Raw genomic sequence first — 12,439 nt, forward strand, 5'->3', positions numbered from 1 at the left:
GTAAAAATGAAAACTATCACATTAAACATAAAAGGCATACATTGCGGCTGTTGCGTAAAAAGTCTTACTCAAGTTTTAACTGAATTAGATGGTGTACAATCTGCTGATGTGCAATTAGAGGGTAAATCAAATATTACTTTTGATGAAAATCGAGTCAATGTTGCACAGCTGATTGAGGTCATTGAAGATGCTGGATTTGACGCCACAGAGTAAAAAATTTCAATTCAGATTGGTGGGATGGCCTGCCAATCGCATTCATCAATAAAACAACTAACAAGGAGTAAAAATGAAAACTATCACATTAAACATAAAAGGCATACATTGCGGCTGTTGCGTAAAAAGTCTTACTCAAGTTTTAACTGAATTAGATGGTGTACAATCTGCTGATGTGCAATTAGAGGGTAAATCAAATATTACTTTTGATGAAAATCGAGTCAATGTTGCACAGCTGATTGAGGTCATTGAAGATGCTGGATTTGACGCCACAGAGTAAAAAATTTCAATTCAGATTGGTGGGATGGCCTGCCAATCGCATTCATCAATAAAACAACTAACAAGGAGTAAAAATGAAAACTATCACATTAAACATAAAAGGCATACATTGCGGCTGTTGCGTAAAAAGTCTTACTCAAGTTTTAACTGAATTAGATGGTGTACAATCTGCTGATGTGCAATTAGAGGGTAAATCAAATATTACTTTTGATGAAAATCGAGTCAATGTTGCACAGTTGATTGAGGTCATTGAAGATGCTGGATTTGATGCCACAGAGTAAAAAAATTTCAATTCAGATTGGTGGGATGACCTGCCAATCTTGTGCCAATCGCATTGAAAAAGTTTTAAATAAAAAACCATTTGTGCAACAAGCGGGAGTGAATTTTGCCGTCGAAGAAGCACAAGTTGTATTTGACGCTACGCAAGCAAGCGAAACTCAAATTATCGAGATTATCCATAAAACAGGTTTTTCTGCTCATATCAAACAAGCCAATGAATTACCAATAGAAGAAAATACATCAATCCCTTGGCGATTAATCATACTTTGGATAATCAATATTCCATTTCTGATTGGTATGCTTGGCATGATGAGTGGCTCACATCACTTGATGTTACCCCCTATTTGGCAATTTGTATTAGCGAGCATTGTGCAACTTTGGTTAGCCATTCCATTTTATCGCGGAGCAATCGGTAGTATTCGTGGTGGACTTGCCAATATGGATGTACTGGTCAGCACAGGAACGCTCACTATTTATCTTTATTCTGCTTTTATGCTGTTTTACCACGCCGATCATGCAATGGGGCATGTGTATTTTGAAGCTTCTGTAATGGTAATTGGTTTTGTCAGTCTTGGAAAATTTCTTGAAGATCGCACTAAAAAGCACAGCCTAAATAGTTTGAGTATGCTCTTGCAGCTGACACCGAAAAAAGTCACTGTTTTACGTAATGAAAAATGGACTGAAATTGCTCTTGACCAAGTCAATATCGGCGAAATCATTCGTGCGAATCAAGGCGAACGTATTGCGGCAGACGGCATAATTGAAAGTGGAAATGGATGGTGTGATGAAAGCCATTTAACGGGCGAGTCTCGTCCAGAAGAAAAACAGAAAGGTGGAAAAGTATTAGCGGGGGCGATGGTAACAGAAGGTTCTATTATCTATCGAGCAAATCAGCTTGGTAGCCAAACCTTACTTGGCGATATGATGAATGCATTATCAGATGCACAAGGTTCAAAAGCACCCATTGCTCGATTTGCTGACAAAGTTGCTTCCGTGTTTGTGCCTGTCGTTTTAGTGATTTCACTTGTTACTTTCGCGTTCACTTACGTTCTGACTAATGATAGTGTGTCTTCACTCATTCACGCGGTATCCGTGCTTGTGATTGCTTGCCCTTGTGCCTTGGGATTAGCCACACCAGCTGCCATAATGGTTGGTTTAGGTAAAGCGGTTAATGCTGGCGTATGGTTTAAAGATGCAGCAGCAATGGAGGAAACTGCCCACGTGGATACCGTTGTACTTGATAAAACTGGTACATTAACAAAAGGAGAGCTTGAAATTTCAGCACTATGGCAGCCACAAAGTGCGGTGTATTCTGAAGAAGATTTGTATCGTTTTGCCGCAGCCGTTGAACGACAAGCTAACCACCCAATTGCAAAAGCCATTGTGCAAGCAGCGGAACAAAAAATGTTAGAAATTCCTACCGCACTTTTTTCAAAGATGGAAGTGGGTCAAGGTATTCAAGCTGAATTAGAACAAGTGGGAACAATAAAAGTCGGTAAACCCGATTATTGCGGTTTAATCTTGCCTAAAAATTTAGAGGATATCTGGCAAATTGCGAGCATTGTCGCAGTATCTATAAATGATAAACCCATTGGTGCATTTGCCCTGACGGATACCTTAAAAAACGATAGCTTGCACGCTATTCAACGCTTACAACGGCAAAATGTCGATGTCGTAATTATGAGTGGCGATCAACAATCTGTGGTAGATTACATAGCGAAACAGCTCGGCATTAAGAAAGCCTTTGGTGGACTCAGCCCTAGAGATAAGGCGGAACAAATCCAAAAGCTGAAAGCTCAAGGTCATATTGTCGCAATGGTAGGCGATGGAATAAATGATGCGCCTGCTTTAGCCGCGGCAAACGTCAGTTTTGCGATGAAATCAGGTTCAGATATTGCAGAACAAACTGCCTCTGCAACGCTTATGCAACATTCGGTGAATCAACTTGTGGATGCACTTTTTATTGCAATAGCAACCTTGAAAAATATCAAACAAAATCTATTTTTTGCTTTGATTTACAATATTCTCGGCATACCCCTTGCAGCTTTCGGTTTTCTTAGCCCTATAATCGCTGGTGCTGCTATGGCGTTGAGCTCAATTTCCGTATTGATGAACGCCTTAAGATTGAAAAAAGTGCGGTTCTAATTTCATTTATTTTTATACGCAATCGGTGTCGTCATCGCACCGATTTTTTTGTCGCTGAAAATTACCGCACTTTTTATAAAAAAATTTTAACTTGATCACAATTTTAGAATTTTCTCTTTGAGATTCTCTATTTATCGGCATAACATAATACTCAAATTTTGTTAGGGCATATTTTGCTCTACAAATTGACAAATTTAAGTAATTTATGCTTTGGAGCAAACTATGAAATCAACAGAAAAACTCAAATGGAACAAATTTGATGCAACATGGATGTTAAACCTTTTCGGTACGGCGGTTGGCGCGGGCGTATTGTTCTTGCCGATTAACGCAGGGATGGGTGGATTTTGGCCGTTAGTTTTAATGGCAATTATCGTCGGGCCAATGACTTATTTTGCTCACCGTGGCTTAGCCTACTTTGTACTTTCATCAAAAAATCCTGGCAGCGATATTACTGAAGTAGTGGAAGAACACTTTGGTAAAACAGCGGGTAAACTTATTACCTTACTTTATTTTTTCGCGATTTTCCCTATTCTGTTGATTTACGGTAACGGTATTACTAACACCGTAGATTCTTTTATTGTAAATCAACTTGGTATGGCATCACCAAATCGAGTCATTCTCTCTTTTGTATTAATTGCGGTATTGATTTCCGTGATGTTATTTAATGAAAAAGTGATGTTAAAAATCACAGAATGGCTTGTTTATCCATTAGTCTTAATTTTATTTGTTCTTTCTATTTACTTAATTCCTGAATGGAATAGTGCCGTATTATATGAACTTCCAACAGCAGGCGGTTTCTTAACAACTTTATGGCTAACCATTCCCGTATTAGTATTTTCATTTAACCATTCACCAGCAATTTCATCTTTCACTTGCTCACAATTCCGTGAATACAAAACGTTTGAGGGTGCAGAACGCCATATCAGCCATACAGAAAAAGGCGCCTCAACGATTTTGTTATTCTTTGTAATGTTCTTCGTATTTAGCTGTGTATTAACATTAACACCTGAAGAATTAGTGGCAGCAAAAGAACAGAATATTAGTATCTTGTCTTTCTTAGCGAATAAATTTGATAATCCATATATCTCTTATTTTGGCCCGCTTGTTGCATTCTTAGCGATTACTAGTTCATTCTTCGGTCACTATATGGGTGCGCGTGAAGGCTTAGAAGGTTTATATTTAAAAATGAAAGGTGAAGCAGTAAATCGTAAAAAACTCAATTATGCGACCGCACTTTTCTTCTTATTAACGTTATGGGGCGTTGCGATTATTAATCCAAGTATCTTAGGCTTAATCGAATCTCTTGGTGGCCCAATCATTGCGATGATTTTGTTTATCATGCCAATGTACGCGATTCGAAAAATCCCAGCAATGAAACGCTACAGCGGACGTTTCAGTAATGTATTTGTAACAATTATGGGGCTGATTGCTATTTCTGCAGTTGTTTATGGATTATTATAATCGCCTTTAATTTTTAACGAATTTTGAGAAATTTATGATTAGCGTATTTGATATGTTTAAGGTGGGAATAGGGCCATCCAGTTCCCACACGGTCGGTCCGATGAAAGCGGGTAAACAATTTATAGACGACTTAATTAAACGAAATCAATTTGAACAAACTACTGAAATTCACGTAGATGTGTACGGTTCTCTTTCAATGACAGGACGAGGACACAGTACAGATATTGCCATTATTATGGGGTTAGCGGGTTATTTACCACATAATGTGGATATTGATATGATTTCAGGCTTCATCGAGAAAGTGAAACAAACTGCGCTTTTACCCATTAATGTCGGTCAAAAGATAGTAAAATTTGATTTTGAAAATAATCTCATTTTCCACCGCACTTTTTTAAAATTGCACGAAAATGGCATGACAATTACCGCTCTTGATGAAAATCGCACAGAGCTTTATCGCCAAACCTATTATTCGATTGGGGGTGGTTTTATTGTCGATGAAGCCCATTTTGGCAAAGAAGAAAAAAACACAGTCCAAGTGCCTTATCCTTACAAAAATGCCGAAGATATTTTGAAACATTGTAGTGATAACGGCTTAATGCTTTCCACTGTTATGTTGGAAAATGAAATCGCATTGAATGGCAAAGAGGCTGTTAGTGTTCATCTAGAGAATGTCTGGAAAACGATGCAGGCTTGTATTGAACACGGCATTCACACAGAGGGTATTTTACCCGGCCCATTAAGAGTACCACGTCGTGCAGCTTCACTTTATCGTGCGTTGCAAGCAAATACGAATTTATCTAACGATCCAATGCGCGTAATCGACTGGGTCAATATGTTTGCGCTTGCTGTCAATGAAGAAAATGCAGCGGGCGGGCGCGTGGTTACGGCACCAACTAACGGTGCGTGCGGGATTATTCCAGCGGTATTAGCTTACTACGAAAAATTCATCTCGCCATTAACACCTGAAATCATTGAACGCTATTTATTAGCCGCAGGGATGATTGGTTCACTTTATAAGATGAACGCTTCTATTTCTGGTGCAGAAGTGGGTTGTCAAGGCGAAGTGGGTGTAGCCTGTTCAATGGCTGCTGCGGGACTAGCTGAAATTTTGGGTGGCAATCCACTACAAGTATGCATCGCAGCTGAAATTGCAATGGAGCATAATTTAGGATTAACTTGCGACCCTGTCGGCGGTCAAGTTCAAGTACCTTGTATCGAACGCAATGCAATTGCTTCAGTTAAAGCGATCAATGCATCGCGTATGGCTTTACGCCGCACCACCAATCCAAGAGTAAGCTTAGATAAAGTGATTGAAACAATGTACGAAACAGGCAAAGATATGAATGCTAAGTATCGCGAAACATCTCAAGGCGGACTTGCAGTTAAGATTGTTTGTAACTAATAAAAAGTAAAATAATTAAGGGCTGATCTGCACGAATCAGTTGGACTACATAACCCACTGTTAAAGTGCAGATCGCTATTTAATAATTTAAATTTATTTTTTAAAACTTACCCAGTAAAACTTGCAAACCAACCTAAGTTTGCCCCAATTTGCGCCGCAATATTTAATATGCCAAATAACATTACAAAACCAATCATAAAATTTCCGTCGTATACTTTATAACTTGCTTGTGGGAATTTTTGACGGCTTGCTTTGGCAAGAAGTGCGGGGACAAGTGCAGCCCAAATTGTTGCTGCCAATCCAGCGTAACCAATGGCAATCACAAATCCATAAGGAAATTGCAGGCTTAGCAATAATGGCGGTAAAAAAGTAACAAGTGTTGTTTTTGTTCTGCCCAATAAGCTATCGTCAAATTTAAATAGATCCGCAATATAGTCAAATAACCCTAAAGTGACGCCTAAGAATGAAGTAGAAATTGCCATATAAGCAAAGAAATTTAATGCGACGGAAAGGTATTCCACTTCAATATATTTATGTAAAGCCTCTAATAATGCAGAAACATCGCCGCCTTTTTCAATGACTGGCGCAAATTCAGTGCGTGGTAAATTACCTTGTACAGCGAGCTGCCATAAGATGTAAATCACTAATGCTAAGCCCGTACCAATAAAGATCGATTTCATCACGCGACGACCATCACGATCGTAATATTTGACGAGACTCGGGACATTTCCGTGGAAACCAAACGACACGAGACAAACTGGAAGTGCGGCCAATAAATAAGGTAAATATGTTTGCTCACTTTCAGCAACGGTATTGAATAAAACTGCTGTTTTTACAGAGCTTAATAAACCAGTAGTAGAAAGGAAAAAAGCAACCACCATCCCGACAATTAACACGGTTGTGAAACGATCCACTGCTTTGGTTGAAAGCCATACAAAGGCTGCAAGAATAAGACAGAAAATTAAAGATCCTGAAGTTCGCCCAATATCTACCGCACTTTCAGCAGAACTGAATGCTTGGTTGAGCAGATTCTGTGTAATGCCTCCACCTGAGGTTATGTAGGCATAAGTCAAAATATACAAGACGAAAGCAACGGAAAGACCATTGATAGTATTCCAACTTTTTCCTAATAAATCTTTAACGATAGTGTCAAAACTTGAACCTGTTGGATAATGTAGATTAGCTTCTAGGATCATTAATCCTGAGGTTGTCATACAAAACCAAGTATAAATTAAAGCAAGAATTGAACCGATAAACCATACACCTGCCGTTGAAGTTGGGTTAGCCAGCATGCCTGCACCAATCGCTGTACCTGCAATGATCATTGCACCGCCTAAGAGAGAAGGAGATTTTTGTTGTATCATAAAATGCCTCTAAAATAAATTTGCACTATTATAATAGTACGCAAGGAAAGTGCAATATATTTATATCGATAAAAAGGGGACATTTAGTCCCCTTTGTAATGTTGTCAAAGCATTCATTATTGACGGTAATCCGACAAAAATCTTGCTAACTTTGTAATGGCTTCTTCAAGCTGATTCACATAAGGAAGGGTGACAACACGGAAGTGATCTGGCGAATGCCAATTAAATCCTTTACCGTGCACAAGTAGCACTTTTTCTTGGCGGAGTAAATCCAGCACCATTTTTTCATCACTGCGAATATTGAATTTTTTCACATCAATTTTCGGGAACATATACATCGCCCCCATTGGTTTCACGCAAGTAATGCCGGGTATTTGAGTGATGAGATCATAGGCTTTGTTTCGTTGCTCAAGTAATCGACCGCCCGGTAAAATAAATTCATTAATACTTTGATAGCCACCAAGTGCGGTTTGAATTGCATGTTGCATTGGTACGTTGGCACATAAACGCATTGATGCCAGCATATCCAAGCCTTCAATATAACCTTTCGCATTATGTTTTGGACCGTTTAAAATCATCCAGCCTTGGCGGAAGCCTGCAACTCGATAAGCTTTTGATAACCCATTCAGCGTAACGGTTAATAAATCAGGAGCTAGTGCGGCAATGTGATGATGCACCGCGCCATCATATAAAATTTTGTCGTAGATTTCGTCTGCGAAGATAATCAAATTATTTTGACGCGCGATTTCCACTATTTCTTGTAATAATTCTTTGCTATACACAGCACCCGTTGGGTTGTTCGGGTTGATGATAACAATCGCTTTAGTTTTCGCATTCACCTTTGCTTTAATATCATCAATAGCGGGAAACCAATTTGCTTCTTCATCACAGAGATAATGCACTGCTTTACCGCCAGAAAGGGTTACCGCAGCAGTCCAAAGCGGATAATCAGGCATCGGCACGAGTACTTCATCGCCATCATTGAGCAGTGCTTGCATAGCCATTGTGATAAGCTCAGATACGCCGTTACCAATATACACATCATTGACGGTCGCGCCGAGAATCCCTTTTGATTGGTAATATTGAACAATGGCTTTACGAGCAGAATATAACCCTTTTGAATCACAGTAGCCTTGAGCTGATGGCAAATTACGTAGCACATCCACTAAAATTTCATCTGGTGCTTCAAAACCGAAAGGGGCTGGGTTGCCGATATTAAGTTTTAAAATTTTATTGCCTTCTTCTTCTAAGCGTAGTGCTTCTTTATGCACAGGCCCGCGAATGTCATAACATACGTGTTCTAATTTGTCGGATTTTGGGAATAATCGCATAGTGAAATCCTTTTGTTTCTAATAAATTTTTCGAGAAAAGTGCGGTTAATTTACGCTGAATTTTTAATATTGAAAAGATTTTGTAAAAAAATTTTTTGTCATTAACAATCTGCGGTAGAATACGGCTAATTTTTTGTGTATTTAAAACAAAATCTAATGAGTTATTTAGCGCAGGCAATAGGCGAGTTAAAATCGCAAATTCACGCATATTTACAGCAATCAACGAATGAACTTGTCCGTTTTCAGGTGAAACTGGACAAGGTCGATTTGTTGGCGTGGCTGAAAGGTCAATCTGCGTATCCTCAATTTTATTTACATTTTCGTGATGAAGAAAAAGCACTGGCTGCGCTTGGGGCAGTGCAGTCATTTTCACAGTTAAATTTAGCGCAAGAGTTTATTGAAGAAAGTGGTTTTCCACTGGTAGGCGGTTTGCAATTTCAAGGCACTGCACAATTTGTATTACCTAAAATGCTTGTTGAACAGGATAATAAAGGCACGTTGGTATCCTTTTTTGTGAAAGATGAGCAAAGTGCGAATGATACTTTAGCCCACCTCAAAACTTTTGAAAATCTCACCGCACTTTCTGCGTTACCAAAACAAATTCCTTTGCATACAGAGCCTCGAGCTAATGAAAGAACTTGGTGTGATTGGGTAAATCAGGCTTTGGTGGAAATTAAAAGTGGAGAGCTGACAAAAATTGTGTTAGCCAATGAAACCACTTTTCATTTAAAGCAAGCGATTAATGCGTACGATTTTTTAGCAGAAAGCGAAAAACAAAATCAAGGTTGTTATCATTTTTTATGGGCTGAAAATTCTCATTCGGTTTTTGTTGGTTCTACGCCAGAACGCCTATTTGCTCGTGAGTATAATTTGTTGCTAACCGAAGCTTTGGCGGGGACAGCATCGGTTTCTGAAAGTGAGGAAGAAACGCAATCTCAAGCCAATTGGTTGTTAAATGATGAGAAAAATTTAAAAGAAAATTGGTTGGTCGTAGAAGATATTTCGCAGAATTTACGTAAGCAAGTAGAAAGTTTTGATGTAAGCAATGTGGAATTGAAACCGTTACGTAAAGTACAACATTTGATTCGTAAAATTCGCGCAAATTTGACCGCACATTATGCAGATGTAAATATATTAAAAGCGATTCATCCTACAGCTGCAGTATCTGGTTTGCCACAGCAACAAGCCAAAATGATTTTGTCAGAAATCGAAACCTTTGATCGAGGCTGGTATGCGGGAACATTGGGCGTGATGAGCGATGTATGTTCAGAGTTTTGTGTGGCGATTCGTTCTGCTTTTATTGAAGGTCATCGTATTCGTGTATTTGCTGGCGCGGGCATTGTGGCAGGCTCGCAGCCATTGGAAGAATGGAAAGAAATTGAACGTAAAGCAGCAGGGTTAATTTCCTTGTTTGCAGAAGAAAAATGATAACGGAGAAAAAAAATGTCGGTAAGCGTGTTTAATCGTTGTTGGTCGAAAGTGATTTTAGAAACCTTGGTGCGCCAAGGCGTTTCTCACGTTTGTATCGCGCCAGGTTCGCGTTCGACACCTTTAACTCTAGAAGCCGTACGTTTGCAAAATGCAGGTTCAGTCACTTGTCATACGCATTTTGATGAACGCGGTTTAGGTTTTTTTGCACTTGGTATTGCTAAGGCAACTCAATCACCTGTTGCCATTATTGTGACATCAGGCACGGCGACTGCAAACCTTTATCCAGCAATTATTGAAGCGCGCCAAACCGGTGTGAATTTATTTGTTTTAACTGCTGATCGTCCACCAGAACTTTGGGAGTGCGGTGCAAATCAAGCTATTTTGCAACAAAATATGTTTGGTCAGTATCCAGTTGCAAATGTTAATTTACCTAAACCGAACGCTGATTATTCTGCGCAGTGGTTGATTTCTCTACTTGAACAGGCAGCTTTCCAACAAAAACAACAAGGTGGCGTTGTTCATATTAATGTGCCATTTACCGAGCCACTTTATGATGCAACTGATGAGGAAGTAAATTCCCATAGTTGGCTACAGCCGTTACAACGCTGGTTAATTCAAAACAAGTCTTGGATAAATGTAGAAGTCCAACAAAACGAAGTATTAATGCATGAAAATTGGGATCATTGGCGTACCAAACGTGGTGTCGTTGTGGTTGGTCAATTACCTGCAGAACAAGCGATGGGCATTAATTCTTGGGCAAGTGCTATGGGCTGGGTGTTACTGACGGATATTCAATCTGGTGTTGTTCCAACGACGCCTTATGAAGATATTTGGCTAGCAAACCAAACTGTTCGTGAAAAACTTCTACAAGCTGATATTGTGATTCAATTTGGCGCGCGTTTTATTAGTAAACGCATTAATCAATTCTTGCAGGCGTTTAAAGGGGAATTTTGGCTAGTTGAACAAAGCGGTAAAGCACTAGATCCTTACCATCATTCATTGACAAGATTCAATGCTAAAGCGCATCATTGGTTACGTGCGCATCCACCTTTACGCCAAAAGCCTTGGTTGCTTGAGCCGTTAGCTTTATCTAAGTTCTGTGCGACCTTTATTGAACAGCAAGTGGGCGGAAATTTAACGGAAGCCTCGCTAGCATTACGTTTACCAACACTTTTACCTTATAACGGTGTTTTATTTTTAGGTAATAGTTTACTTGTTCGTCTGGTTGATGCGCTAACGCAATTACCCGAAAGTTATCCCGTTTATACCAATCGTGGTGCGAGTGGAATTGATGGTTTGTTGGCTACTGCTGCTGGAATAGGTATTGGTTCAAATAAACCTGTTGTTGCGGTGATTGGCGATACGTCCACTTTATATGATCTAAATTCTTTCGCATTATTCAAAAATGTTACGCAACCAACGCTAATCTTTGTGATCAATAATAATGGTGGTGCGATTTTTGATATGTTACCTGTGGATGAACAAGTCAAAGATCAGTTCTATCGATTACCGCATAATGGCGATTTTTCTCAAATCGCGGCAATGTTCGATCTCAAATACGCTCATCCTTATACTTGGGCGGATCTCAATTCCGTTGTTAAACAGGCTTATAGTCGTCGCAAGGCAACGTTAATTGAAATTAAAACGAATCCGAGTGATGGTAGTAGTTTGTATAAACGCTTAATCGATCAAATTAGTCACGCCGTGATTGGTGCTTAAATATTCTGTAGGCGGGCTTTAGTCCGCCATATTTTATTATTTCTATCAATAATCCCTTCAATGATAAACATCATTTTTCTTCACGGACTTCTTGGTACAAAAAATGACTGGCAAAAAGTCATTGAAAATCTACCGCACTTTAATTGTATTGCGCTAGATTTGCCTTTTCACGGGCAAGCTAGAGATATTGAAGTCACAAATTTTGAAGAAACGGCTGAGTATTTGGCTAAGCAAATTAAAAGTGCGGTGAAAAATGAACCCTATTTTCTTGTTGGGTATTCTCTAGGTGGAAGGATCGCTTTGTATTATGCGCTGAAAGCTCAGGTGGAACGATCTAATTTGCAAGGCGTTATTTTAGAAGGAGCGAATCTAGGTTTAAAAACTGACGAAGAAAAGCAGGCTCGTTTTCAGCAGGATTTTGCTTGGGCGCAACGTTTTATACAAGAACCACCAGAAAAAGTGTTGAATGATTGGTATCAACAACCTGTGTTTTCTCATTTGACTGCAGAAGAAAGATTACAGTTGGTTGAAAAACGAAAATCAAATTGTGGGGAAAATATTGGCAAAATGCTGCTGGCGACAAGTCTATCCAAACAACCTGATTTTAGTGAAAAAGTGCGGTTAAGTTCTTTGCCATTTTTTTATTTTTGTGGCGAAAGAGATCATAAGTTCCAAGTATTAGCCAAAGAAAATCAAATTGATTTAGTGACAATTCCCTGCGCTGGACATAACTCACATTTAGAAAACTCAAAATATTTCTCTAAAAAAATAGAAAATTGCATATTAAAAATTGTTAGACCTTAGTTAAAATGCTA

Annotated in this window: 11 protein-coding genes; 9 read left to right on the plus strand and 2 right to left on the minus strand. The window is 39.1% G+C overall.

What is annotated here, in order from left to right; all coding sequences use genetic code 11:
• Nucleotides 1-6 precede the first annotated feature (6 nt).
• The 6 genes from AT683_RS03920 (at nt 7) to AT683_RS03945 (ending at nt 5,779) form a co-directional block, all read left to right on the plus strand.
• Nucleotides 7-213 (plus strand): heavy-metal-associated domain-containing protein, encoded by a 207-nt coding sequence (locus tag AT683_RS03920; protein ID WP_005686717.1) that lies wholly within the window; start codon nt 7-9, stop codon nt 211-213.
• A 73-nt stretch (nt 214-286) separates the two neighbouring features.
• Complete coding sequence (locus tag AT683_RS03925) at nt 287-493, plus strand: heavy-metal-associated domain-containing protein (RefSeq protein WP_005686717.1); 207 nt, start codon at nt 287-289, stop codon at nt 491-493.
• Between the two features lie 73 nt (nt 494-566).
• Entirely contained in the window at nt 567-773 is a 207-nt protein-coding gene (locus AT683_RS03930; protein ID WP_005686717.1) for a heavy-metal-associated domain-containing protein, read from the plus strand.
• Nucleotides 748-2,916 (plus strand): heavy metal translocating P-type ATPase, encoded by a 2,169-nt coding sequence (locus AT683_RS03935; RefSeq protein ID WP_038440794.1) that lies wholly within the window; start codon nt 748-750, stop codon nt 2,914-2,916. Before AT683_RS03930 ends, AT683_RS03935 begins: the two co-directional genes overlap by 26 nt.
• 222 nt (nt 2,917-3,138) lie before the next feature.
• Complete coding sequence (locus tag AT683_RS03940; protein ID WP_005648945.1) at nt 3,139-4,377, plus strand: HAAAP family serine/threonine permease; 1,239 nt, start codon at nt 3,139-3,141, stop codon at nt 4,375-4,377.
• 34 nt (nt 4,378-4,411) lie between these two features.
• The gene (locus AT683_RS03945; RefSeq protein ID WP_005656248.1) at nt 4,412-5,779 is read left to right on the plus strand and encodes an L-serine ammonia-lyase; all 1,368 of its coding nucleotides are present in this window, start codon (nt 4,412-4,414) and stop codon (nt 5,777-5,779) included.
• A gap of 107 nt (nt 5,780-5,886) precedes the next feature.
• Here AT683_RS03945 and mtr read toward each other — a convergent pair whose 3' ends face one another.
• The gene (gene mtr, locus AT683_RS03950) at nt 5,887-7,143 is read right to left on the minus strand and encodes a tryptophan permease (RefSeq protein ID WP_038440798.1); all 1,257 of its coding nucleotides are present in this window, start codon (nt 7,141-7,143) and stop codon (nt 5,887-5,889) included.
• 116 nt (nt 7,144-7,259) lie between these two features.
• On the minus strand, nt 7,260-8,474 hold the full coding sequence (locus AT683_RS03955; RefSeq protein WP_011271965.1) for a pyridoxal phosphate-dependent aminotransferase: 1,215 nt from the start codon (nt 8,472-8,474) through the stop codon (nt 7,260-7,262).
• 156 nt (nt 8,475-8,630) lie between these two features.
• Between AT683_RS03955 and AT683_RS03965 the strand changes: the two genes are divergently transcribed.
• The 3 genes from AT683_RS03965 to menH are packed head-to-tail and all read left to right on the plus strand — an operon-like array spanning nt 8,631 to nt 12,428.
• Complete coding sequence (locus AT683_RS03965; RefSeq protein ID WP_011271964.1) at nt 8,631-9,902, plus strand: isochorismate synthase; 1,272 nt, start codon at nt 8,631-8,633, stop codon at nt 9,900-9,902.
• Between the two features lie 15 nt (nt 9,903-9,917).
• The gene (gene menD / locus AT683_RS03970) at nt 9,918-11,624 is read left to right on the plus strand and encodes a 2-succinyl-5-enolpyruvyl-6-hydroxy-3-cyclohexene-1-carboxylic-acid synthase (RefSeq protein WP_011271963.1); all 1,707 of its coding nucleotides are present in this window, start codon (nt 9,918-9,920) and stop codon (nt 11,622-11,624) included.
• 60 nt (nt 11,625-11,684) lie between these two features.
• On the plus strand, nt 11,685-12,428 hold the full coding sequence (gene menH / locus AT683_RS03975; protein WP_011271962.1) for a 2-succinyl-6-hydroxy-2,4-cyclohexadiene-1-carboxylate synthase: 744 nt from the start codon (nt 11,685-11,687) through the stop codon (nt 12,426-12,428).
• Nucleotides 12,429-12,439: the final 11 nt, after the last annotated feature.

This window comes from Haemophilus influenzae, assembly GCF_001457655.1.
Classification (GTDB): domain Bacteria; phylum Pseudomonadota; class Gammaproteobacteria; order Enterobacterales; family Pasteurellaceae; genus Haemophilus; species Haemophilus influenzae.